The organism is Curtobacterium sp. MCPF17_047 (assembly GCF_003234045.1).
GTDB lineage: Bacteria > Actinomycetota > Actinomycetes > Actinomycetales > Microbacteriaceae > Curtobacterium.
This window is the reverse complement of the sequence record NZ_QKSF01000012.1, coordinates 1-23,637: the sequence shown is the minus strand read 5'-3', so window position 1 is coordinate 23,637 and position 23,637 is coordinate 1. Positions and strand designations below refer to the sequence as shown.

Genomic DNA, 23,637 nt, shown 5'->3' with positions numbered 1-23,637 from the left:
GTGGGCCCCGCTGTTGAGCGCGGCTCTGCTCGCGCTCGCTCACCGCTCCAGTTCAACGACGCGAGTCGCGTGATCGAGGAAGGCGTCGTCGGACGTGGTGACGACCACGGCGAGCCCGGTGCGGTCGACGAGGTCCGCCACGACATCGACGATGCCCGCGGCCGTCGCACTGTCGAGCTGCGCGGTTGGTTCGTCCGCGAGCAGCAGGGCCGCGCCGCCGACCACCGCCCGGGCGATCGCGACCCGCTGCTGCTGGCCGCCCGAGAGCTCGTCGGGGAACTGGGCCTCGTGCCCCGTCAGCCCGACCTTCCGGAGCGCATCGACGACGGCGGCATCGCGGCGACGGGGTGAGACCCGGCGGATGCGCAGCGGCATCTCGACGTTCTCGGCGGCGGTGAGCACCGGCAACAGGGCGAAGTCCTGGAAGACGAACGCGATCCGGTCACGACGGAGCGCGCGGAGCCCGACCTCGTCGCGCTCACCGAGCGGGACGCCGTCGACGAGGACTCTGCCACGGGTCGGGACGTCGAGGCCGCCGAGTAGGCGGAGCAACGTGGTCTTCCCGGATCCGGACGCTCCGCGAACGACGACGAGTTCACCGCGGTCGGCAGTGAGGTCGACCGCGCCGAGCGCGCGGACCGTTCCCGCTGCCGTCTCGTGGTCGCGCCCCAGATCGACCGCGCTGAGCACCGGACCGGTCACCGGCGCAGTCCCGTCGCGTCGGCGTCCCCGCGGTGTACGGCGACGTGGTCGTCCTCGAGCGTCAACCGCACGAGGTCGCGCAGGCCGAGGGCCACCTGGAAGGACTCGGGCAGTTGGAGGCGGCCGGCGTCATCGATGACCGCGAACTCCTCACCGGAGGCACGTCCGACGTCGTCCCGGATGGTCTCGGTCGACGTGCGGCCGTCTCGGATGCGGACCGTCCGACGGACCTGCTCCGCCACGTCCTGGTCGTGGGTGACGATGAGCACGGTGACCCCTTCGTGTTCGTTCACGGCGCGCATGGCCGCGAGCACGGCCGTGGCGGTGTCCCGGTCGAGTGCCCCGGTCGGTTCGTCGGCGAGGAGCACCCGGGGTCGGTTCGCGAGTGCGACGGCCAGGGCCGCCAGCTGTTGCAGGCCACCCGGCAGCGTGCCGGGGAGCCGGTCGCCGTGCGCTCGCATCCCGACCAGGTCGAGGACCTCCTCGACGCGCTCGGCACGCGGCCGGCCGCGGACGCCGGCGATGGTGAGCACCGCGGCGACGTTCTGCTGCACGGTGAGGTACGCGATGAGGTTGCGTGTGGTCTGCTGCCACACGAAGCCGACACCGGTCCGGTGGAACGCCGTTCGGCCGCGTGCGGTGAGGGTGCCGATGTCGACCCCGGCGACGACGGCTTGCCCGGCGGACGGTGCGTCCAGTCCGGAGAGGATCGTCAGCAGGGTCGATTTCCCGCTCCCCGAGGCGCCGACGACGGCGACCATCTCACCCGGTCGCACGACGAGGTTGAGTCCTTGGAGGGCCTGGACTTCGACATCACGAGTCCGGAAAATACGGACCAGGTCACGGCAGACGACGTCCGCGGTGATCGCGACGGTGCTGGTGCTGGTGCTGGTGCTCAACGGTTCTCCCTGTTCCTGCGGTGCGATCCGCGTGGGCGGTCCCTGGTCGTCGTCCTCGCCGTGCTCGTCGTCGCGGTGCTTGTGGTCGGTTGGGCGCCGCCGGGAGGGTCGGGGCGTCTAGGCAGCGACAGGTGAACGGTGACGGCCAGGACGCCGACCAGCGACAACAGCGTCGCCGCGAGGACGATCCCAAACAGTGTCGGGTCGACGGTGACGGCTGGCCTGACGGCGCCGCCCGTGAAGGACCGGAGGTCGGCGGCCGGCAGCGTCAGGGCGACCACCGCGGCAGCGACGAGCACCGCCGTCACCGGGACCGCGACCAGCGTCGGCAGGCTCTCGACGACCGTGACGCGGCCGGTCCGGCGGCGCTCGAGACCGAGCATGTCGAGCAGTGCGGACCGCCGTCGACGGACCGGTGCGGTCAGGACGGCGTCGACCAGGAGCGCACCGACGCCGAACGCCCCGCCCAGCCCTGACGCGGCCGTGGCGATCATCCGCGCGCCGGGGATCCGCGGGTCCGCTGCGAGGGCACGCTCCGCGTCGGCGGCGACGGTGACCTGCGCACCGTGAGCCGCTCGGCGGACCGCGGTGGCGACCGCCGCGGCGTGGGCTCCGGGCGTCAGCCGGACGAGCACGCGGTCGACGCTTCCCGTCTCCGTGAGGTCCGCGGCGAAGCGGTCGTCGACGAGTACCCACCGCTTCGCCGCGGTGAACGGGACGGCGTTGGGCGCGGTGGCGACCACCCGGGTGTGTGTCGAGAGCACCTCAGACGCCCGGCCGGTGGCGGCGAAGAGGGTCCGTGAGACGAGGACGGGGACCGTGTGCCCCTCAGCCCGCCGGAGCGCATCCGGCGTCGGCAGGGCGCCGGGGATGCTGGCCTGGACCCGACGGAGCGTGGCGGTGTCGGCGACGAGCACGACTGCGGAGACGCTGCCGTGGGTGGTGTCGAAGGTGACTTCATCCGTCGTGGAAACGCCGACCGCGTCGCTGACACCTCGCACCGCCTTGATCCGTCTGACGTCGTCGACGTCCAGACCGTCGGCCGAGACCGACACGTCGGCCGCGACGGACCGCCGGGCTGCGTCGGCCACACCGTGCTCGAGCGTGCTGCCGACGACCGTCGCGAACAGTGCGACAACCAGCCCGATCACGGCGACCGCGAGCGGCACCGCCCCTCCCGGACCGGACCGCGACAACGCGGCACCGCCGAGGAACGTCCCGAGTCCACGACGACGGCGACCCCGCTCCGTGACGATCCGGGCGACCAGCGGCAGCACCCGGACCACGAGCAACGCGCCGCACGTCGCCAACGCGAGCGGGAGGACCGCCACCACCGGGTCCACTGCGCCGCCGGGCGCCGCCGTGTCGAGGCCATCACGCACAGTCACAGCGACCGAGGCGACTGTCACCGCGACGAGAACTCCCGCACCGGTCCAGCGCAGACGGGGCGAGGGCGTCCGAAGCCGATCGGTCGGCGCGGAAGCCGCCGCGGCCGCGCAGGACAGCAGGACCGTGAGGACCGTCGCACCGACGGCCGTCCCCGTGCCCCCCGGGGCGTCACCGGCGGACGACGCCGACACCAGCACCGCGAGCGCCCCACCGACCAGCGCCGCCGGTACCACTGCAGGGAGAACGAGTGCCGCCGCGATCATCCGGATCGTCGCCGGGCTCGCTCCGCGGGCGCTGAGCAGTTCGAGTTGCGGACGTGCACGTCGGAGCAGGAGTGCGGCGAGCAGGAACTGCAGGGCGACTACGGCGCCGGCAGGACCGGAGCCGAGCGCTGCGGCGAGGGTCCGCACCGTCGCGTCCCGAGCTGCCGAGGCGCGCAGTAACTGGGGGAGGTCGGTGGTGAAGACCGCTTTCTCCGCGGCGGTCGCGGGCAGTGGCTGACGGATGGAGAGGAACCTGCGGGTGTCCGAGATGAGCTGCGTCCGCATCTCTGCAGTGATCGAGTGCTGGTGCAACGGGAACCACGCTCGTCCGAGGGTCACTCGGCCGGTACCGGCCACCGCGCCGAAGGACCCGGGTGCGGTGTAGGCGCTTCCCGCGAACGCGGTTCCGCCGTCACTCGTCCCGGTGGCTGCCGGTCTGAGTGCGTCGGGTGTGTGGCCCCACGCCGGATCGTGTCGGTCGCGCGCCGTGTAGATCCCGGTCAATCGCAGCGTTGTCGTCCCTGTGGCGTCGCTTATGGTCCGCTCTTCGCCGACGTGCCACCCGATGGCCCCCGCTACGCGCTCAGAGACGATCACCTCGATGGCGCTGCTGTCCTTCGAAGGGGACGGAGCGCGGCCCTGGACGAACCGGACCCGTTGCGCGGCATCGGGGTCGCTGGCGAGCGCGACGGAGGCAGGCACCTTCGACGGCAAGGGGTCGAGCGCGGCGAAGGGGGTCATTGCCACCCACTGGCCGGCTCCCGTCGACGCGCGGAGCTCTGCGGGCATGCGGCGATGGTTGGCGGCGAGGTCTCCGGCGACGCCGTCGAACGCCTTCTGCGGGTCACCGCCGACGCTGTCCGGAGCGACGACGGCGAACGTCGCCTCGAGGTCCCGTTCGCGGTCCGTCGACCGGTGGAGGTCAGCACGGGTACCGGCGCTCGCGAGCGCGTCGAGCGCCGGCACGGCAGTGCCGCCGATGAAGGCGGCGATGAGCGTCACGGCCGCGATCACGACCAGCGGCTGACGGTGGATGCGCAGGATCCGCAGCGCGGCCCTCCAGGTCGCCGCCGTCACCCGTCCGCCTCCCCGGCGGTCGTCCGATCCATGCGTCTCGCCACGGAGCGCGCTGCGACGATGGCCGCGACGGCGGTGACGACCGCGATCGCGGCCGGCACCAGGAGGACGTCGCGGACGGCGGCTGTCGGCCCGACGTCCACCAGGCCGAGGGAGGTAGGGACGGAGCCGTGCGCGAACGGGGCAGCGGTGAGCGCGACCACGACGACCGCGCTGACGAAACCGAGTGCGAGCGCCACGACGACGGGTCCGCCGACCTCGGTGGCGCGTGCACGTGCGGCGGCTCCGGGCGCCACGCCGAGCGACCGGAGGACGACGGTCGGCGACGAGCGGCCGGTCACGACGGACACGGCCGCGATCACGAGTGCTGCCGACAGCGCCGCGAAGACGGCCACACCCACGAGTACGGCGCGAGCAACATCGACGATCCGTCCGGGATATGCCGAGGCGGTCGTCACGACGCTGCCCGGAACCGGCAGGGCACGGAGCACAGAAGCTGTCGTCGCAGGGAGATCCGAGCTCGCGATCCACGTCTCGTCGACCCGGGGCACGGTCCCGGGCGCGCCCTGGATGGCGCCGCCGCCCAGGACGGACGCGTCGGTGAGGGTCCGCAGGTCGGCGACAATCCCGGACTGTGAGGACGTCCCGGAGACGCGCGGGACGACGGCGGCGATTCGCGCACGCACCGCCGCGCTCGTCGAGGCAAGGGTCAAGTCCAGGTTGGTGCCGACCCTTGCCCCGAGGCTGGCCGCAGTCGCAGCGGTCACCACGACCGGGAGGCGCCCGGCGATCGCCGGCGCTCCGAGCCGCACGATCGGGGCCGCGGTCAGGTCCTCGACGTCGGCGGTCCCGACGGCGTCGTCCACTCCCAGGACCCGGGCGTGCAGTGCAACCCGCAGGCGTGCAGGTCTCGTGGCGGGGCTCACGGTGGCGTCGACCTCCGCCGGTCGGACGGAGAACGTCAGGGTCGGTGCCACCGCCAGGACTCGCCAGCGGTGGTCGGCGGGCAGCGTCGCCGTCAGGGTCGTGCTGGTGCCGGTCGGCATCTGTTCCCCGTCTGCACCGGCGAGCGTGAAGGACCGCACGACACCGGAACTGTCACCAACCCAGAGCGAGTACCGCAAGGAGCCGCGGGCGTCGACGCGCTCGACGCCGTTGAGCGTCGGTACCGCGCTGCGGACGACGACCCGCACCCGCGTCGTGCCAGCCGGCAGTGGCACGCCGGCGACGTCGTGATGCAATGCCGCCGCATTCCGGGCGTCCAAGGACGGGACCGCGAGGGGCATCACCGACCTCGGAAGCGCCGTGAAAGGGATTTCGGAGCCACCGGTACGGACCGTATCGGTCAGGACCGGTCCGATCGCGGTCGCTCCGTCCAGTGGGCGGTCGATGCCCTGGTCCGGGGTGTCGTCGGAGACCACGGCATCGCCGTCGGACACCACACGCACCTCCGGCCCGACCACGGCCATCGCCGTCACCCGTTCGACCCGGGCGCTCGTCGCCGCGAACCCGGCCGCGAAGCCACCGGTGGACACAGCGATCACGACGATGACCACAACGGGTGCAACGGTCGACCACCCACGGGCCAGTCGGCGCACGGTCAACGCAGGCAGAAGGCGCCGCGTGCGCCGGACGCCGCGCGCTGCGACCCGGGAGGCGACCAGGACCGCGAGGGCGGACACCGCGGACCCGGCGAGCACCACGACGACCGGCGCCGCCGACGCGACCGGGTCGAGGACGAACCCATCCCCGGTGACGCGGCCCGGCGCGCTGGCGGACCCGAGCCGCCACACGGTGAAGCCCGCTGCTGCGGTGAAGAGAACCGCCGGGGCGGCGGTCCACCAACCGGCCCGTCCCGCTCCGTCGCGCTGCCCGAGACGGAGCGCCGCCCCGCCGTTCGACAGTACGGCGACCAGCACGACGAGGAGCACCACGAGGAGCACCCGAGCTGGATCCACCACAGCCCCGCTCACCGAGCTGCCGCCGACGCCGAGGAGGACCGCGGCGACGACCAGCACGGTCCCGGCCGCGGCGCCGAGCAGACCGACGCCCAGCCCCTCGAGCACAGCCCACCGGAGTCGTTGGCCGACGGAGGCTCCGCGCGCTGTCAGGAGCCGGTCCTCGGCCTCCCGCGACCGGGCGACGAGCGTCACGAGGAGGATGACGGTCAACGTCCCGACGACCGCAATCACCGCCATCGCGACGGTGACGAGCGCCGTCTCGGTCCGCACCGACGCCTGGACCTCCGCCAACGTCGCGTCCAGCGTCCCGGAGACGTCGGCGCCCGCCAGGACGGAGCTGCCACCCGACGCGGCCGTCGTCACGGCGGCGATTCCACGACGAACGTCCTGCACGTCCGCCGGCGTCAGGAGTCCCGCGGACGGCGTGATGGTCCACGTGGCCCTTGCTGTGCCGGTGACCGCAACCAGGTCGTCCGCCGCGACGACCAGGGGCCCGACGGCGTCGCCGTCTCGCCCGGAACCCACATCGGAGGCGCCGAACCAACGGGCAGCACCGGGGTCGTCGGCCCGCCAGGTCCCGACGATCAGCACGTCAATGGGCTCGTCCGGGTCGCCCACGGCGATCGTGCTGCCGACGGTCACGCCGAGCCGACGGGCTGCGTCTACCTGCAGCACCCCGGCAATCGCGCCGGGGGACCCCTCGCCGACCCACTCGCCGGCCCTCAGTCGTGCCACCCGTGCAAGGTCGGGAATCGCTGCGATTTCCACCGCCCGACCGTCGACCAGGTCCGCGGTGGAGTGGGTACCCCGGACGACGTCGACACTGTGGCGCGGGAAGTGCTCAGTGATCGCCGCGGCGACGGCATGGGCCTGCTCCGTCGCTGCCGTGTCGAGGTCCTCCTCGACGCGGACCGACGCGGCACGTGCGGGCTGGTCATGGACGAAGGCGGTGGATCCGGCGGCGGATACCGTGTCTACGGCTGCAGTCAGCAGGAGCGGGAGCGCGGTGAGGGCCGCCAGGACGAGCGCGAGCGGGACGAGGAACCGCCACCGCGCGAGTGAACGACGGAACAGCAGGGACGGCAAATCCATTCGCCGGGGACGCACCTTTCCACCGTTAACGACGAGGATGAAATGAGTTCCCTCGCGCTGAAACGTAGTCGCAACGACGGTAGTGACAGCGGCAGGTGCCCGAATGCGTCAGATGACGTATGTGTGCTGTCCTTCTCGCGCTCGAACATGCTCGTCTGCTTGGAACGTCGGTCGCAGCGGCGGACACGGAAGCTGACAACGCCGCGTCGCGTCCTCACCAGAAGCGGCCTCGCAGAAGTGGGACGAAGCGGGTCGCTCGTTCTCTGAGAACGTGACCTGACCGTTTGGTAGCCGATCGGCATCCGAACGGTCTTCATCAGCTTCCCGTGGCCCCTGGTACAGCTCGTGGCCGACGCCGAACGTCGGCTAGCTCTACGGCGTGACGCCGAGGCGTACTTTGAGTGGGACGGCGTATCTGATCACGACTCCGAATGGGAACGCCGTGCTGAGCATGCACAACGAGATGAGCTGATGATGCTGCGACGGATGCTGATGGTGGGAGTGGTGGTTGCAGCTGCTGGCCTGCTCAGCGGGTGTGGCAACGGTACGTCTGCCGGCGACGTTGGCGATCAGACGGTGACTCCGGCGCCGCTGACATCTGTTGGTCCGAAGGGTGACCCCTCGTCGTCCTACTGGACGGATGAGCGCGTGGAATCTGTCGAGCCGGAGGACATGCCGACTGCCGGCTGACGTGGCAGAAGCACGAAACGAGTCGCCCCTTCCCTGGGGCGGCTCGTTTTGCGTTGCCCCGGCGTTTGGGCGCGCTGGTTCAGGTGCAGTGGGAAGCAGCGTTGGTCAAGTCCCTTGCGACGACTTCGAACTCGCCGCGTCCGGTGCTCTCGAGTTGGTGACCGCTGTGGACCCGTACGGTCTCGCGCCGGGAAGTGATGACGGAACCCCGGGGGACGAATACGCACCAGAGGCCATGGCCTTGGCCGGGATCCTGCTCGAGCACGGAAACGTCACCGTGCAGGAGGTGGAAGGCATCTGGTCGCGCTCGTTCTCCGAGTCCTTGACTGCTCGGCTCGGATCGTCCCGCGTCGCGGAGTTGGTTCGCGATCTCAACTCGCTCCGGCGCACGGACCGCTGAACGATCCTCGTCAGGACAAAATTGTGAGGAGCCGGTGCGGATGGTGGGGATCATCGCGTCACGGACCGCGTCGGCGCCGTGCCCGTCAGGGAGATGCAGCAGCAGCACGTACCGGGTGGTGCGCTCGACGAGGGTGCCGATCGCGCTCCTGGCGTTGATCCCGATGATCAGATCGCCTTCCCAATGGCCGGGAACAGCTCGGTCGTCGGCCTCGGCAGGGCGAGCTTCCGCGGTTTCGGCCGGCGCGCTCGTGCCCGGCATCGCTTCTCGGCGGAGTACGGCCGGTAGCTCCCGCCGGCCGCGGCGTTCCTCGTCAGCTCACGACTGATCGTCGACGGCGCCCAACCGAGTGCTTTGGCGATTGCACGCACGCCCTCACCGTCCTGGCGTAGGTCTGCGATCTGCAACCGCTCTTCTTGGCTCAGGTATCTGCCGGAGCGGGGCTGGTGAGCGAACGGGTTTCGCGGATTGGGAGATGCAGGCACGCGTCGTCGTGGAGAACCTCCGACTCGAGGCTGGCCGGAACTCGCACGACCCTGCAACCCAAGCCCTCGTCGGCGAGCTGACGATCGCGAGCAGTGAGTTCGCCGTCTGGTGGCAGGAACACCGAGTGTTCCAACGCACCCACGGCGACAAGCGGTTCCGCCATCCGATCGTCGGAGACCTCACCCTGCAGTACGAATCCGTCAGCCTGCCCGGCGACCCCGACCAGACGCTCTTCCTCTACACGGCCGAGGTCGGTACCGAGCACCGCGAGGCCCTCGACCTCCTCAGTAGCTGGGCAGCAACCGCGGGCGTCGACGGATCACGGGGACACGAGTGCGAACTCCAGCGGCACGAGCGGCACCTGGTCATCGGTTCGTCACCGTCGGGAGAGGCTGCGACATCGGACCGTGCGCGTGCAGGATCCACCACCGAGACGGGAGTGGCCCCGGTCAGGACGAACCCGAGCCGCCGCTGATCACCGCTCGCCGGGACTCTCGTGCGACCTCGGTTCCCACAGCTCCAGCGGCAGACCCTCCGGATCGTGGACGCGGACGAAGCCCGTACTCCGTCTCCCACTCAGGCCGGCGCTCGACCGCGACACCCGCTGCCTCCAGCCGGGCGACGAGTTCGTCGAGCGCTTCCACCCTGAGGTTGATCATGAAGGGCTGGTCGAGTGCGAAGTACTCATCGTCGGCACGGAACGGTGCGAAGACGGTCATCCCCGCGTCCTGGTGCCACACCGTGTCCGCTCCGGCGTCGACACCGAGGTACTTCCGGTACCAAGCCGCTCGCGCCTCAGGGTCGCGGCTCCGGAAGAAGAGCCCACCGATGCCCGTCACACTCATGTCGAGCACCGTAGTGGTGTCCTGGTCTGTGCGCATCGCAGAGCGGTTCATTGCTTCAGTGCGTCGGCTCTGCGGGAGGCACTGCGAGGGCACGGCGGAACGCATCGGCTGTCGTGGTGACGAGGTCGGCGGGGTCCGTGGCCAGGATGCGGCCGCTGGAGTAGCAGGCCACCGCGAGTTGCCCCGCGATGGTGGCGACGTCGAGCGGGGCGTCGTGCTCGAGGAGCACTCGTGTGAACTCCTGCGCGATGTACTGGTGCTTCACCGCTTCGCGCGCCCGCAGTTCCTCGTGTGCGTCGACGAGCAGGACGTGGCGTCGGTAGGCGGCGAGATCGGTGGTGGCCTGAGCGCACAACCGGAGGACGAGCGGTTCGAGTGCGCGGAGCGCCCCTGCGAGTGACGCCACGGACTGCCGAGGATCCCACGCCGTGGACGTCGTGGTGCCGATCGCGTCGAACACGGCCTGCTCCTTGGCGAAGACGACCTCGGTCTTGTCCCCGAAGTGCCGGAAGAACGTGGTCCGCCCCACCTCCGCACGCTCGGCGATGTCCGTGACCGAGACCGCATCGAAGCCCCGCTCGGCGAACAGAGCATCGGCCGCCTCGATGATCCGACTCCGCGCTGCGAGCTGCTTCCGCTCGACCAGGGTCAGCGAGGCCTTCTCCGCACCAGCGATCTGTTCTGCCATGAACCGATCGTACCGCCATCATCGCACTTGGTCCCGATCGGTACCGTGTGTGTTACGGTACCGAGTACCAAACAAGGAGGAGCTCATGCTCACTGTCGAAGACCGCTCCCAGATCTCCGAGACGCTCGCCCGTCACGCGTTCGTGGTGGACGAGAACCGGTTGGACCAGCTCGGGGAGGTGTTCACCCCGGACGCGACCTACGACATGACGAGCTCGGGGATGGGTGCGTTCCAGGGTCTCGATGCACTGCGGGCCGCCGCGGGGCAGCTGTTCGCTTCCGGACACGCGCCGTTGTCGCACTTCGTGACCAACATCGTCATCACGGAGACCCGAGGGGCGACGGCATCAGTGCGCTCGAAGGGGCTGATGATCATGCACGACGGCGCCGTGCACGGGGTGGTGTACGACGACACGGTCGCGCTGCACGAGGGTCGCTGGTTGATCGCGAGCCGCGTCATCCTGCCCGTCCGCACTGCTTCCGGTGGTGAGCACTGATGCGTGCACTGACCTGACCCCCGTCTGGCATCGTCGAGCCATGCGACCGTCGACGATCCTCCTGGCCCTGCTCACCGGTGTGTTCGGCGCGGCCACGATCGTCCTCGCGCTCCTCGTCGGAACCGATGACACGCAGGTGCTGCTCCAGGTGCTCCGGCTCGGCGGCCTCGTCACGATCGGCTTCGGCGCCGGCCTCGTCATCACGGTGGGCAACCGTCGTCGCCGGGAGCGTCTCCAGCGGAAGAGCGAGGTGAGCCCGGGCACGTTCTTCGTCGACGCCTACCCCACGGGTTCGACCTACGACGAGCTCGACGCCTGGCGCCCGGGCCTCCGGGTCTGGTTCCCGTGCGACCTCGGCTTCGACCGGAACGGCATCACGGCCTGGCCGGACGACGGCGGCGGGGCGGGGATCCCGATCGCCACACGGCAGGAGGTCACCGGCCTCGAGGTGTTCAGTGACGGGACCCCGCTCGGCAGTACGAACCGGTGGGGGATCGCGATCGCCCTCGCCCCGAGCGAGGCCGTGTCGCGGGACGCCGGCACGGCGACCGTGCACCTCTGGATGCTCGATGACCAGCAGAACCACGACGAGTACGCCATGCGGCGGACGATCTCGAAGATCGAGACGGCCCTCGCCGGGAGGCCGACCGCATGACGGGTCCGCCGGGCTCTCCTCGGGCACGGGGATCTCGAAGCGGTTCCGCGTCCCGCAGGTCGCGCCCCTCCAGGCGACTCCCTTCCTGGAGGGACGCGACCAGCCCGCCTCGCCCGTCACTCGGGCACGTCCCTCGTCACCAGGGCAGGACGCCCTCGCGGTCGGTCACCGTCCCGGTCGGCGTGTCGGAACCGAGGGTCGCGATGCGGACCGCGGCGTCGGCACCCTCGGAGACGCTGTGGCCGAGGTGCCCGGTGAACTCCGTGGCGGTCTGTCCCGGGTCGACGGCGTTGAAGCGCACGTCGGGTGTGGTCTTGGCGTACTGCATGGTCAGCATCGTCAGGGCCGTCTTCGAGGACCCGTAGGCGGCGAAGGGGTACTGGGACTCGACACGGTCCGGGTCGTGGACCAGCGTGAAGGACCCCAGTCCGCTGGTCACGTTGACGACCGACGGAGCCTCCGCCAGCCGGAGGAGCGGCAGGAACGCGTTGGTGACACGGACGACCCCGAACACGTTCGTCTCGTAGACGGTGCGGAGTTGCTCGACGGTCATGTGCTCGGGAGCGGTGACGTCGCCCAGGATCCCGGCGTTGTTGACGAGCACGTCGAGGTGCCCGGCCTGCTCGCGGACCGTGGCGACCGCCGACGTGACGGACGTGTCGTCCGTCACGTCGAGTTGCACGAACGAGGCGCCGAGGGCCTCGGCAGCCTCGCGGCCGCGATCGGCGTCACGGGCTCCGATCCACACGGTGTGGCCGGCGCCGACCAGGCGTCGTGCGGTCTCGCGGCCGAGGCCCTTGTTGCCGCCGGTGATGAGGGTGGTGGTCATGATGCTCCCTGGTTCTGCGGGCAGCGGATCGAGCCGCTGCGGATCGGAGTCCAGGGTGTGCGGAGGCGACGATGGTCAGCCAGGGACGGATCGTGCTACCCGACGCCCGAGCGTCCCAGGCCCGGCTGCCTGGGACGAGCGGTACCAGGCTGCGGACCTGCGATCGGCGGATGATGGGGCCATGCCCGCTGACGACGACACCCTCGCCCAGCTGCTCCGCGCATGGCGAGGACGGCTGCTCCCGGCGGACGTCGGGATGGAGTCCTCCGGGCAGCGGCGGACGACGGGCCTCCGCCGTGAAGAGCTCGCGCAACTCGCCGGCGTCAGTGTCGACTACGTGATGCGACTGGAACAGGGGCGCTCGCGGACGCCGTCGGCGCAGATCGTCACGTCGCTCGCCCGGGCCCTGCAGCTCGACCGCACGGAGACCGACCTCCTCCACCATGCCGCCGGCCTCGCTCCGCCCCGGACGGGGACGGTCTCGCACCACATCCCGCCGGGTGTGCAGCGGATGGTCGTCCGCATGGCCGACCTGCCCCTGGCGGTGTTCGCCGCGGACTGGACGCTGCTGCACTCCACGCCGCTGTGGCAGGCCCTCTTCGGGGCACCGTCGACGCGCAGCGATCCGAATCAGAACCTCATCGTCCAGACGTTCATCGACGACAGCATCGCCGACGTCGCGACCGCCCACGGCGGCCCCGACAGCTTCGAACGTGCCCTCGTCGCCGACCTCCGCCGGACCGCAGCCGTGCTGGACGGTGACACCCGGCTCCGGGCCTTCATCGCCCGGGTCCGCGCCGAGAGCCCGCGCTTCGCCCTGCTGTGGGACGAGGGGCGTGCGGCCGCTCACCGTTCGATGGTGAAGACCGTGCACAGCCCGCTCGTCGGGGACGTCACGCTCGATTGCGACGTCCTCACCGTGCCCGACTCCGACGTGAAGCTCGTCGTGTACTCCACGACCGAGAGCGGCACGGACGCGGAGAAGCTCGACTTCCTCCGTGTCCGTGCCGTCCATGCGGCGTTCCCCACCGAGGCCTGACCCTCGGGACCTGCTCGTCGCGATCGACAGCGCCGGTCACAGCTGGCGGCGGTGACCACGTGCCGGACCGGCCCTCGGCGTTTTCGAGTTCCAGCTGTCGACGAGCAGCCCGGACACATGCTGCGATCGGGCAGTGGGGCGGCTGGCATGCTGGCCTGGTGCACATCACCCTGGACTCCGCGACCGACGTCGTCACCGGCATCCGCTTCCCCGAGGGGAACCGCTGGCACGAGGGTCGGCTCTGGTACTCGGACATGCACACCGGCGAGGTCTTCTCGATCGACCCGGACGGCGGCGCGGACGCCGCTCCCCGTCTCGAGGCCACGGTCGCCGGGCAGTCGTCCGGCCTCGGCTGGCTGCCGGACGGTCGCCTGATCGTCAGCTCGATGGAGTCCCGCACGGTCGTGGCCGTCGAGGATGACGGCGCGACGAGCGTCTTCGCGGACCTGTCGTCGGTCGAGTCGTCGCTCGTCAACGACCTGGTCGTCGACCCCGAGACCGGCCGGACCTACATCGGCGCGTTCGGCTACGACCTCTACGCCGGCGAGGAACTCCGTCCGGGTCCCCTCTACGTCATCGAGCAGGACGGGTCGTTCCGCCTGGCGGCCGAGGGTCTGGTGTTCCCGAACAGTGCGAACGTCCTGCCCGGCACCTGCACCCTGGTGGTCAGTGAGACGTGGGGCGGGAAGCTGACGGCGTTCGACATCGAACCCGACGGGTCCCTGACCGGGCGCCGCGAGTGGGCAGCGCTGCCCGAGGGCGTCACCCCCGACGGCAGCACGGTCGACGCCGAGGGTGCGATCTGGGTGTGCTCGGTCGACACGGGGGAGTTCCTCCGGGTCGTCGAAGGGGGCGAGGTCACGGACCGCATCGACGCTCCCGGTCGGTGTGCGATCGACTGCGCCCTCGGCGGCGAGGACGGGCGGACGCTGTACCTGGCGACGGCGGACAGCTACGACCCGGCGACCACGGCCCGGACGCACGCCGGACGGATCAGTGCGGTGCGGGTTCCGGTGCCCGGCTCGCACGTCGGCTGAAGGGCTATCGCACCGGGACGGAGTCGCGCCTCCCGTCCGGCTCATGCTTCCCGTCCGGCACCGCGCCGTCCGGGACCCGTTCAGTCCGCCGCTGCGGTCGCAACCGGTCCGGTCGCGGGTGCGGGTGCGACCCCGGGCACGGCGCTCGACCGTCGCGAGCCGAGCGACAGGAGCACGACCGCGCCGATGACCGCGACGGCACCGGCGAACCAGAAGTCGGCGGCGAGCCCGAAGCCCGTCACGGCCACGCCCCCGACCACGGAGCCGGCCGCGATCGCCAACTGGATCGTCGTGACGAACAGGGCCAGACCGCTCTCCGAACCGCCGGGGGACGCGGTCGACATCCACGTCTGGGTCCCGAGCGGCAGGGCGCCCCAGACGAAGCCCCACACGACGAGCAGGGCGAACACCCCGACGACCGAGTGCGCCGCGAGGGGCAGCATGACGACGGCGGCGGCCAGGACGATCTTCGACACCCCGATCGTGCCGATGACGTTCCGGCTCAGCGTCACGCCCGCGACGAAGTTCCCCGCGATGCCGGCGACACCGAACACGAGCAGCGCCAGCGTGACGGTGTCCGGGCCGACGCGCACGGACTCCTGCAGGTACGGCGCGACGTAGGTGTACGCGGCGAACTGGGCGACGAAGAGGAACGCCGTCGCGATGAGCCCGACCCGGGCGCGCTGCACCCGGAGCAGTCCGCCGAGCGTCGCGAAGCGCACCCGCTGAACCGACGGGATGCGCGGCAGCATCGCGAGCTGCAGCACGAGTGCCACGATGCCGAGCGCGCCGCCGATGACGAACGCCAGCCGCCAACTCGCGAGCGACGACACGAAGGCGCCGAGCGGCAGGCTCACCACCGTCGCGACCGAGACCCCGGCCGTGATCAGCGACGTCGCTCGGATGACGGACGCCGGCGGGACGAGGCGGCCCGCGATCCCGGCCCCGATCGCCCAGAACCCGCCGATGCCGACCCCGAGCAGCATGCGTGCGACGAGGAGGACCCAGAACGTCGGGGCCAGTGCCGCCAGCGCGTCCGCGACCACGAGCAGGACCGTCAGACCGAGCAGCACGGTCCGACGATCCAGTCGCGACGTGGCGACGGTCACGACCGGGGCGGCGACCGCGCCGGTCAGGCCCGTGAAGACGACCATGAGGCCAGCCGTGCCGATGCCGACGTGCAGGTCGTCGGCGATGGCGGGCAGGAGCCCGATGGGCAGGAACTCCGAGAGCACGAGGACGAACGAGCCGAGGGCGACCGACAGGACGCTGAGCCATCCGCGTCGATCCGCTGGTGAGGTCATGGACGCGACAAGCGCGCTCCGGCGCCGTCCATTCCGGTGTGACGGTCGCTGCCCGTCGTCCCCGGACCGAGACGCGCTCGGCTGCGGCGGGCCTCCCGGACGCCAGCGGCCGAGGTGGGCAGGATGGAAGGAGGGGACAGGGGGAACACATGACGGGTCCAGCAGTGCCGTGGCCGGACGAGGAGCACGCGGGGGCGAGGGCGGCCGAGCCGTCGGCGGGGCCGGGTGCGGGCTCGTGGGTGTTCGCGACGATCGTCCTGGTCGCCGTCGTCGTGGTCAACGCTGCGCTCCTGAGCCTGCCGTTCGGGCGGCTCCTGCGACTGCCGGAACCCCTCGGCCAGGCGGTCCTGGGGCTGGTCTTCGGCGGTGTCCCCGTCGCGGCCGTCCTCGCCGGACTCGGCATGCTGGTCGCAGGGCCGGCGCAGCGGCTCGTGCACGTCGGGGTCGTCCTCGTGTGCATCCCGCTGTCGATCGGTGCCAGCCTGAGCCTCGGGCTCGGACTGAGCTTCGGCCCCGGCGGCTTCGTCGGGGCGCTGGTGTTGTTCGGCATCGTCCTGGCCTTCGTGCTGGCCCTCGCGCGTCGGGCGCTCCGACGACCGGCGCCGCACTACGCCTCGAACGACCTCGCGGCCCGCGATCTTCAACTGACGCGCCTGGTCGTGTGGGGCTGGGTGGTGGTGGCCCTCGCCTCGTCGGTGCTGTCGACCGGGCCGTTCTTCCTGCTGACCGGCCTCGTCGCAGGGAACCCGTACTCCTTCCCGCCGGTCCTCCTGCTCCCGGTGGTCCTCGCCGTCATCGTTGCGTTGATCGTCGTCCGCCGACGGGATCTGCGGCGGCACGCGGTGTCGGAGGCCGACGCGGACCCACACGTCGACGCGTGTCCGGAGGTCGGGGCGTGACCCGACCTGCTCGACCCGGGCACCCCGGGCGGCGGCCCGCTCGTCGTCGACGTCCTCGCCGACCGGCCCAGCCGCTCACCTGGCGTCGGTTCGGAGCCGGGGTGTGGCAGCTCCTGCCGAACCTGTTGGGTTACTTCGGCACGCTGGGCCTGATCGTCACGGCGTTCGGGCTCGGTCCGGCGGTCGCGGCGCACGACCAGAACGTGGAACTCCATCGCATCGGGGTGCGCGCCACCGCCGAGGTGGTAAGCGTCCGGAAGCAACACCACCACGGTCGGCACAGCAGTTGGGACGAGTGGATCCCGACCACACAGCAGACCGTCGACGGGTGGAGCAGCACCACCGAGCTCGAGCGGTACTCGTCGCGCGACGAGGACGCCTTCCACCGCGGACAGCGGTTCGCGGTGCTCGTCGACCCGGGCGATCGGGACTCCGTGGTGCCGGCGTCGGACGCTGCGCGTGACCGGAACACCCGCGCGCTGCACCGGTCGGTGGGGGTGGCGATCAGCAGCGTGGTCTTCCTGGGCGTCGGCGTGCCGGTGGTGGTGCACCGTCGGCGACACGACCCGAAGCTGCGGCGGCGTCGGGAGAAGGCCGCTCGGCAGAAGGCGCGTGCGCGTGCGACGCGGGAGAAGGCCGAACGGGGCTGAACTCGGACGGGGCTGAACCCGGACAGAGCTGAGCTCGGACGGTCAGCGCTGCCGCGAGGACCTCACCCGCCGAAGCCCGAGATCTCCTCGAGCAGCGGTTCGTGCATGGCCCGTCGGAGCACCGCGGCTCCGGCGAACACGGTGGCGCGCTCGTCCTCCCCGAGGCTCGCGAGCAGCCCGACGATCTCGACGCGACGGCGCTCCATGACGTCGGCGACCAGCGCGCGACCCTGATCCGTGGCGCCGACGAGCACCTCGCGGCGGCTCTCCGCGCTCGGCAGTCGTTCGACCCAGCCGTCCGCGACGAGCCGGTCGACGTTGCGGGTGAGGGTGGACGGCCCGACCGCCAGTCGTTCGGCCAGGTCGCCGGAGCGGGTCGGGCCGAGGGTGGTGACGAGGACGATCAGGCGGAACTGCGGGACCGTGACGTCCTCGAGCGCCGGGGCCAGGGACCGTGCGACGACTCCGAGGAGTCCTCGCGAGGCTGCGAGCAGTTCGTCGATCCCCTCGGGAGGTGCATCAGACATGCGACCATCCTGCCGCCCGCGACGGCCCGGACGCACATCCGCGGCGAGCAGAGGCGCCACACAGCCCGAGGCGCCGAGGCCGAGGCGCCGCGGAGCCCGAGGCGCCGCACAGCCCGAGGCGCCGCTGAGCCCCCGAAACGCCGACGCGATGCCCAGACGCCGCCGAAGTCCGCGGCGTCTCGGTCGTTCAGGGGCGTCTCGCAGTGACGCCGGCGTCTCACCGCAGCGGCGTCGTCCGCATGGCGCTGTCTTCCGGTGCAGTTCACCCGGCCGCCTCCGACGTCACGTAGCGTCCCCGCCAAGAAGAGAGTTCGTCTCGCGTCCCGCAGTCCGCGGGTGGTCGCAGGCCCCGTCTTCCGGAGCCGGACATCGCCAGCGGAGGGTGGGCGCCGTGAACAGGGAGCACGCCATGACGAAGTACGAATCGAACCACGACGTGGAGCCGCTCCACGTCACCACCTACCGTTCGGCCCGCAAGGCGGCGCGACGGGGCTGGGCCATCCCGGCGGACATGCCGGTCCCGTCCTTGGACGACCTCTGGCGCACCGGCACCACGGAGCGCGTCCGCCGACGGTGACCGACCGCGTGCGTCCTCGACGTCATCCGTGACGGCCGGGAGGCTGCACCACTCCGGTCAGGTCGCCACCGGTCCGCGGATCGCCGCGAGCACCACGTCGAGCGCCCGGTCGAGTTCCGGCAGCGTCACCGCCCCGTAGCCGAGCACCACCCCGTACCCGAGCGCGATTCCGTACCCGAGCGCCGCCCCGGGGCCGGACCGCTCGGTCTCGTAGTCCGCGAGGTCTGCCACGAGGACCCCGGCCGCAGCCGCCTGCGCCGCCACGTCCGCGCCGGACGGAACGGCCGCACCAGCGCCCGTCACAGGCGCACACGCCGCCGGAGCCGGCCACGTCAGGACCGCGTGCAGCCCACCGGTCAGGGCACGAGCCTCCAGGCCGGGGACCGCGCTGTCCGTCAGCCGGAGCGCGATCCGCTCACGGCGGTGCGTGTAGTCCCGCCGGACCCGGCCCAGGTGCCGCCGGTACGCGCCGGTCCGGAGCAGGTGGGCGATCGCGACCTGCACCGGCTCCGCAACGACGGCGCCACGCGACGTCCGAGCGGCGACGACCGCGTCACGGAGCGGACCGGCCGAGCCCGGCAGGACGACGTAGGCGCACCGCAACCGCGGGTCGAGGGTCTTCGAGAACCCGCCGAGGTGCACGACCACCCCCTCGGTGTCGAGCGCCGCGAGCGCCGGAACGGGTGTGCCACGGTGTCTGAGCTCGGAGTCGTAGTCGTCCTCGACGACGACCATCCCCGCCACGGCGGCCTGCGTGAGGAGCGCCCGCCGGTGGCCGACCGGCATCACGGACCCGAGCGGGTACTGGTGCGTCGGCGAGACGACGACCGCGTCGGCCGACGTCGTCGCGAGGACCGCCAGGTCGATGCCGTCCGGCCCGACCGGCACGGCGACGAGTTCCGCGCCCGCACTCGTCAGCGCGCGGTGGCCGGAGCGGTAGCCGGGGTCTTCGACCGCGATGCGCGGGGCACGACCGAGCCGGGACCGGAGTGCCTCGACGAGCAGCGAGAGTGCCTCCGAGGTCCCCGCCGCGACCACGACGTCGGACACCGGCGGGCTGAAGCCGCGCGCCAGACCGAGCTGCGCGACGACCTGCTCCCGCAGCGCGGGGAGGCCCAGCGGGTTCGACAGTTCGTTGCGCAGCGGTGCCTCGGCGGCAGCCCGCCATGCCGCCCGCCAGTCCCGCGGGCTGATCGCGGTGACGGCGGGGATCCCCGGCCGACAGTCCAGCGGCGGCCCCGGGCGGGAGGCACGGTCCACGTTCGTCCCGCCGCCCACCCGGGGACCCGGGTCCGCGTCGGACGCGACCGGCCGGGTCCCCGCGCCGGAGGCCGCGCCCCCGACCACCCGTGCAGCGGCCCCGTGACGCGTCCGGATGTAGCCCTCGCCGTCGAGCTGCTCGTACGCCGCCACCACGGTCCCGCGCGCCACCCCGAGCTCGGCCGCCAGGGCACGAGTGGACGGCAGCGGGTCGTCGGCGCCGAGCGTCCCGTCGTGGACCAGTCGTCGGACCCGGGCGACGACGGCGGCCACCTTGCTCGACTGGTCCACTCGAACTGCCCCGATCTGGTCTACGTGCTGATCCAGTCCCGACCCTAGCGTCGAGGTGTGCCCACCGACGACGCCCTGCCCTCCCTGACCGTCCGACGCCTCCGCGACCGCCAGCAGACCGACCCCGAGGCCCTCCGCCAGGTCCTCGCCGAGGGCTTCGTCGCCCACGTCGGCCTGGTCCGCGACGGCTTCCCGATCGTGCTGCCCTTCCTCTACGGCGTCGGCGACCTCGGTGCCGGACCGGTCCTGCTGCTGCACGGCTCGACCGGCGGCGGACTCTTCCTCGACGCCGGCGCGAACGGCGTCCCCGTCTCGGCCACGATCACCCACGTCGACGGCATCGTCTTCGCCCGCTCGACCTTCGACAGCTCGGCGAACTACCGCAGCGCGATGGTGGTCGGACGGGCCACCGTGGTGCCGGCCGAGCTCCGGGCGGACGCGCTCCGCCAGGTGTCCGACCACCTCATGCCGGGTCGTCGGGCGGAACTGCGCGAGATGACCGCGAAGGAGGTCCGCCAGACCCAGGTCCTGCAACTCCCGCTCGACGCCGCCAGCGTCAAGGTCCGCGCCGCCGGTGTGGGGGAGTCACCCGACGACGGCGAGGATCACCGCACCTGGGCCGGCGTCCTGCCCGTCGCACTCCGGGCGGGGGCACCGGTGCCCGGCGCGCTCGCCGCGGACGCGGCAACCCCGGTCGATGCCTCCGTGGTCGCGCTCGCCGCACGACTCGACGCGCTCGCCGAGGGACGGGAGGCCCGGCTCGCCTCCGCGTGACGAGTTCCGCCGGTGAGACGCGTCGGGTCGGCGTCATCCGTGGGGCCGGCGAGCCTGTGACGGACCGCAGGTTCGCGGCCCGGTTCCCCAGGCGAGATCAGGTTCGTGACCAATACGTTATCTTCCCGAGTCGCCGCTCAGACCGGGCGCCTCGGACCCGGAAGGAACCATGGGACGCCACGCTCTGCCCGCACTCGACGACGACCGTCGAGCCGCACCCGTCCCGACCTCCACACCCGGACCGCGCACCCGTGGCCGCCGCTCCGCAACGGGTCCGGGCCTCGCCCGCTCCACCTTCGTCGAGCACCGCCGCCCGGCCCGCGTGGTCGCGCTCGCTCCCACCCGAGCCGTGCAGCCGACGACGAACGCCTTCGTCTCACGGAACGCCGCACTCCGTGCCGAGCGCGTCGCCGACCCGCGCCACGTCCGCCGCGCCGCGAACGCCAAGCGTGCCGCGCTGCTCCTCGCCCCGGCGCTCGCGATCACCTCGACCCTGTCGCTGTCGATCCCGGCGGAGGCTGCGACGGCCGTCCCCGCTCCGGCGACCACCACCACGTCGCAGGACCTGCAGACCTACACGGTCGCCCACGACGTCCAGGTGCCGATCGTGTCCTCGGACGGTGTGACGACCACCTCGATCGTGTCGTACCCGACCCTGGTGCTCCGCTTCGGCGTGACCGAGACCCAGGCGAAGTCGGCACTGTCGGCTGCGCTCTCGGCCGGCGGCGACCGCGCCACCGTGCTCCAGACGGCACTGCAGTACCTCGGCGACCCCTACGTCGAGGGCGGTGCCAGCCATGCGGGCATCGACTGCTCCGGGCTGACGATGGTGGCGTACCAGGCGGTCGGCATCCAGCTCGCCCACTACGTCCCGACACAGGACGCCGCTGCGACGACGGTGCCCGAGTCCGAGGCGCTGCCGGGCGACATGGTGGTCTACGACGACGAGGACCACGTCGGCCTGTACCTCGGCCAGGGGCTCGTGCTCCAGGCACCGCACCCGGGCGAGGTCGTCGACATCGTCCCGATGTACCCGGCCGCGCACCACTTCAGCCGGCTCCTGCCCACCGGTTCCTGAGCGGCGACCACCCGTACCCGGACCAGGACTCGGACCCCCGGGGCGGCGACCACCTGACGGGCCGGACCGGCGCGCTCGAGGGGTTGCGGGCCTCCCGTAAGCTGGAGTGATGGCCACCGACACCCGCACACCGTTCGAGGAGCAGCGCTCTGCCCGCCCGCAGGTGCGCCCGCGCACCGAAGGATGGCAGCAGGCGACCGGGACCGACGGTCGGCCGCTGCTGCAGTTCGCGTCCCCGAAGCGGGGCAAGCCGCCGGTGCACCTGGCGGACCTGACGGTGGCAGAGCGCGAAGCCAAGGTGAAGGAACTCGGGCTGCCCGGGTTCCGCGCCAAGCAGCTCGCCACCCACTACTTCACGCACTACACGTCCGACCCGGCGAAGATGACCGACCTGCCGGCGGCCCAGCGCGAGGAACTCGTCGCCGGGATGCTGCCGCCCCTGCTGACCGAGACCCGTCGTCTCGAGACCGACAAGGGCGACACGATCAAGTTCCTCTGGAAGCTGCACGACGGCGCCCTGGTCGAGTCGGTGCTCATGCGCTACCCCGGTCGCATCACCCTCTGCGTCTCGTCCCAGGCCGGCTGTGGGATGAACTGCCCGTTCTGCGCGACCGGACAGGCCGGCCTCACCCGGAACATGTCGACGGCCGAGATCATCGAGCAGATCGTCCGCGCGAACGCCGCCATCGCCGCCGGGGAACTCGGGGGAGACCCGCGCAAGGGCGGGCAGGACCGTGTCGACGCCGAGCGCGTGACGAACATCGTGTTCATGGGCATGGGGGAGCCGCTGGCGAACTACAAGCGCGTGATGGACGCCGTGCGGATCATGGTCGCTCCGCAGCCGAACGGCCTGGGCATGAGTGCCCGCGGCATCACGATCTCGACCGTGGGGCTGGTGCCAGCGATGCTCAAGCTCGCGGAAGAGGACATCCCCGTGACCTTCGCGCTCTCGCTGCACGCACCCGACGACGAACTCCGTGACGAGCTCATCCCGGTGAACTCGAAGTGGAAGGCCGACGAGGCGATCGACGCCGCCCACAACTACTACGTGAAGACCGGTCGGCGAGTGTCGATCGAGTACGCGCTCATCAAGGACATGAACGACCACGCCTGGCGAGCTGACCTGCTGGCGGAGAAGCTCAACAAGCGTGGGAAGGGCTGGGTGCACGTCAACCCGATCCCGCTGAACCCGACGCCCGGCTCCGTGTGGACGTCGTCCGAGGTCCACGTGCAGGACGAGTTCGTCCGCCGACTCAACGCCGCCGGCATCCCGACCACCCTCCGCGACACCCGCGGCAAGGAGATCGACGGTGCCTGCGGGCAGTTGGCCGCGGCCGACTGACGGAGCGTTCTCGATGCCGGTCGCCATGGCGACGGGTCTGCCAGGAGGCGCGGTGCGGGTTCGCACCGCGCCTTCCGGCGTTCCTGGGGGCGCGTACCCATGACCCCGCGTACAACGCGACACGCCCGGGTGTCGAGCTGGCTTGGTGCTGCCGTTCACCCGTGCGTAAAGTAATCACTCGTTGCCGCTGAGGCGGAGAACGGAACGGCCGAGACACTGACCGGGTCACTGACCTGGAAGATGCAATCCGGCCCCGTGCTTCCCCGGGCAACGAACCAGCCTCTCTGGCGTGACATCGTGTTGGTGTTGTGTGGGGAGTGCGTCTGGTCCTTGAGAACTCAACAGCGTGCACATTGTCAATGCCAATTTTATTGACCTCGTGCTCGA

At 71.6% G+C, this 23,637-nt stretch carries 22 protein-coding genes and 1 pseudogene; 12 read left to right on the top strand and 11 right to left on the bottom strand.

Annotated features, from left to right (window positions below; translation table 11 throughout):
- Nucleotides 1–39: 39 nt before the first annotated feature.
- Genes DEJ33_RS12755 through DEJ33_RS12740 form a run of 4 tightly spaced genes read right to left on the bottom strand, consistent with a single transcriptional unit; the run spans nt 40 to nt 7,383 of the window.
- Entirely contained in the window at nt 40–702 is a 663-nt protein-coding gene (locus tag DEJ33_RS12755; protein WP_111078915.1) for an ABC transporter ATP-binding protein, read from the bottom strand.
- Nucleotides 699–1,601 carry an ABC transporter ATP-binding protein gene (locus DEJ33_RS12750; protein ID WP_111078916.1) on the bottom strand — a complete coding sequence of 301 codons (903 nt, stop codon included), beginning with the start codon at nt 1,599–1,601 and terminating at the stop codon, nt 699–701. The genes DEJ33_RS12755 and DEJ33_RS12750 overlap by 4 nt, the downstream gene beginning before the upstream one ends.
- On the bottom strand, nt 1,598–4,330 hold the full coding sequence (locus DEJ33_RS12745) for a hypothetical protein (RefSeq protein ID WP_111078917.1): 2,733 nt from the start codon (nt 4,328–4,330) through the stop codon (nt 1,598–1,600). The genes DEJ33_RS12750 and DEJ33_RS12745 overlap by 4 nt, the downstream gene beginning before the upstream one ends.
- A complete protein-coding gene (locus DEJ33_RS12740) occupies nt 4,327–7,383 on the bottom strand; it encodes an FtsX-like permease family protein (RefSeq protein WP_146242624.1) in 3,057 nt (1,018 codons plus the stop codon). Before DEJ33_RS12740 ends, DEJ33_RS12745 begins: the two co-directional genes overlap by 4 nt.
- 345 nt (nt 7,384–7,728) lie before the next feature.
- Here DEJ33_RS12740 and DEJ33_RS16965 point away from each other — a divergent pair, with 345 nt between their 5' ends.
- On the top strand, nt 7,729–8,073 hold the full coding sequence (locus tag DEJ33_RS16965) for a hypothetical protein (RefSeq protein WP_146242623.1): 345 nt from the start codon (nt 7,729–7,731) through the stop codon (nt 8,071–8,073).
- Between the two features lie 475 nt (nt 8,074–8,548).
- Here DEJ33_RS16965 and DEJ33_RS17625 read toward each other — a convergent pair.
- Nucleotides 8,549–8,904: pseudogene (locus DEJ33_RS17625) on the bottom strand (transposase); the annotation flags it as partial.
- A 44-nt stretch (nt 8,905–8,948) separates the two neighbouring features.
- Here DEJ33_RS17625 and DEJ33_RS12730 point away from each other — a divergent pair.
- Nucleotides 8,949–9,434, top strand: coding sequence for a hypothetical protein (locus DEJ33_RS12730; RefSeq protein ID WP_181432952.1), 486 nt, complete (start codon nt 8,949–8,951; stop codon nt 9,432–9,434).
- On the opposite strand, the gene DEJ33_RS12725 is transcribed toward DEJ33_RS12730, so the two are convergent.
- Entirely contained in the window at nt 9,409–9,840 is a 432-nt protein-coding gene (locus tag DEJ33_RS12725) for a VOC family protein (RefSeq protein WP_258378165.1), read from the bottom strand. The two genes, DEJ33_RS12730 and DEJ33_RS12725, sit on opposite strands and share 26 nt — an antisense overlap.
- A 19-nt stretch (nt 9,841–9,859) precedes the next feature.
- Nucleotides 9,860–10,492 carry a TetR/AcrR family transcriptional regulator gene (locus DEJ33_RS12720; protein ID WP_111078920.1) on the bottom strand — a complete coding sequence of 211 codons (633 nt, stop codon included), beginning with the start codon at nt 10,490–10,492 and terminating at the stop codon, nt 9,860–9,862.
- Nucleotides 10,493–10,577: 85 nt separating this feature from the next.
- On the opposite strand from DEJ33_RS12720, the gene DEJ33_RS12715 reads away from it, so the two are divergent.
- Both DEJ33_RS12715 and DEJ33_RS12710 read left to right on the top strand, forming a co-directional pair.
- Entirely contained in the window at nt 10,578–10,988 is a 411-nt protein-coding gene (locus tag DEJ33_RS12715) for a nuclear transport factor 2 family protein (RefSeq protein WP_111195168.1), read from the top strand.
- Nucleotides 10,989–11,028: 40 nt separating this feature from the next.
- Entirely contained in the window at nt 11,029–11,643 is a 615-nt protein-coding gene (locus tag DEJ33_RS12710; RefSeq protein WP_111078923.1) for a hypothetical protein, read from the top strand.
- Nucleotides 11,644–11,779: 136 nt separating this feature from the next.
- On the opposite strand, the gene DEJ33_RS12705 is transcribed toward DEJ33_RS12710, so the two are convergent.
- Nucleotides 11,780–12,472, bottom strand: coding sequence for an SDR family NAD(P)-dependent oxidoreductase (locus DEJ33_RS12705; protein WP_111078924.1), 693 nt, complete (start codon nt 12,470–12,472; stop codon nt 11,780–11,782).
- A 181-nt stretch (nt 12,473–12,653) separates the two neighbouring features.
- On the opposite strand from DEJ33_RS12705, the gene DEJ33_RS12700 reads away from it, so the two are divergent.
- Complete coding sequence (locus DEJ33_RS12700) at nt 12,654–13,511, top strand: helix-turn-helix transcriptional regulator (protein WP_111078925.1); 858 nt, start codon at nt 12,654–12,656, stop codon at nt 13,509–13,511.
- Between the two features lie 158 nt (nt 13,512–13,669).
- A complete protein-coding gene (locus DEJ33_RS12695; RefSeq protein ID WP_181437309.1) occupies nt 13,670–14,548 on the top strand; it encodes an SMP-30/gluconolactonase/LRE family protein in 879 nt (292 codons plus the stop codon).
- Nucleotides 14,549–14,628: 80 nt separating this feature from the next.
- Here the strand turns inward: DEJ33_RS12695 and DEJ33_RS12690 are convergent, their stop codons facing one another.
- Entirely contained in the window at nt 14,629–15,852 is a 1,224-nt protein-coding gene (locus tag DEJ33_RS12690) for an MFS transporter (protein ID WP_111078927.1), read from the bottom strand.
- Nucleotides 15,853–16,001: 149 nt separating this feature from the next.
- On the opposite strand from DEJ33_RS12690, the gene DEJ33_RS12685 reads away from it, so the two are divergent.
- Nucleotides 16,002–16,751, top strand: coding sequence for a hypothetical protein (locus tag DEJ33_RS12685; protein ID WP_146242622.1), 750 nt, complete (start codon nt 16,002–16,004; stop codon nt 16,749–16,751).
- A 101-nt stretch (nt 16,752–16,852) separates the two neighbouring features.
- Nucleotides 16,853–17,401: a hypothetical protein gene (locus DEJ33_RS12680; RefSeq protein ID WP_111078929.1), complete on the top strand. Its 549-nt coding sequence runs from the start codon at nt 16,853–16,855 to the stop codon at nt 17,399–17,401.
- Between the two features lie 62 nt (nt 17,402–17,463).
- Here DEJ33_RS12680 and DEJ33_RS12675 read toward each other — a convergent pair whose 3' ends face one another.
- The gene (locus DEJ33_RS12675) at nt 17,464–17,928 is read right to left on the bottom strand and encodes a MarR family winged helix-turn-helix transcriptional regulator (protein WP_111078930.1); all 465 of its coding nucleotides are present in this window, start codon (nt 17,926–17,928) and stop codon (nt 17,464–17,466) included.
- 409 nt (nt 17,929–18,337) lie between these two features.
- Between DEJ33_RS12675 and DEJ33_RS17300 the strand changes: the two genes are divergently transcribed.
- The gene (locus tag DEJ33_RS17300; RefSeq protein WP_181432950.1) at nt 18,338–18,505 is read left to right on the top strand and encodes a hypothetical protein; all 168 of its coding nucleotides are present in this window, start codon (nt 18,338–18,340) and stop codon (nt 18,503–18,505) included.
- 57 nt (nt 18,506–18,562) lie between these two features.
- Here the strand turns inward: DEJ33_RS17300 and DEJ33_RS12665 are convergent, their stop codons facing one another.
- The gene (locus DEJ33_RS12665; protein ID WP_181437308.1) at nt 18,563–20,056 is read right to left on the bottom strand and encodes a PLP-dependent aminotransferase family protein; all 1,494 of its coding nucleotides are present in this window, start codon (nt 20,054–20,056) and stop codon (nt 18,563–18,565) included.
- A gap of 57 nt (nt 20,057–20,113) precedes the next feature.
- Between DEJ33_RS12665 and DEJ33_RS12660 the strand changes: the two genes are divergently transcribed.
- The 3 genes from DEJ33_RS12660 (at nt 20,114) to rlmN (ending at nt 23,250) form a co-directional block, all read left to right on the top strand.
- Nucleotides 20,114–20,830, top strand: a complete 717-nt coding sequence (locus DEJ33_RS12660) for a pyridoxamine 5'-phosphate oxidase family protein (RefSeq protein ID WP_111195163.1) — start codon at nt 20,114–20,116, stop codon at nt 20,828–20,830.
- Between the two features lie 169 nt (nt 20,831–20,999).
- On the top strand, nt 21,000–21,908 hold the full coding sequence (locus tag DEJ33_RS12655; protein ID WP_111195162.1) for a C40 family peptidase: 909 nt from the start codon (nt 21,000–21,002) through the stop codon (nt 21,906–21,908).
- Between the two features lie 109 nt (nt 21,909–22,017).
- A complete protein-coding gene (gene rlmN, locus DEJ33_RS12650) occupies nt 22,018–23,250 on the top strand; it encodes a 23S rRNA (adenine(2503)-C(2))-methyltransferase RlmN (protein ID WP_110905192.1) in 1,233 nt (410 codons plus the stop codon).
- Nucleotides 23,251–23,637 lie beyond the last annotated feature (387 nt).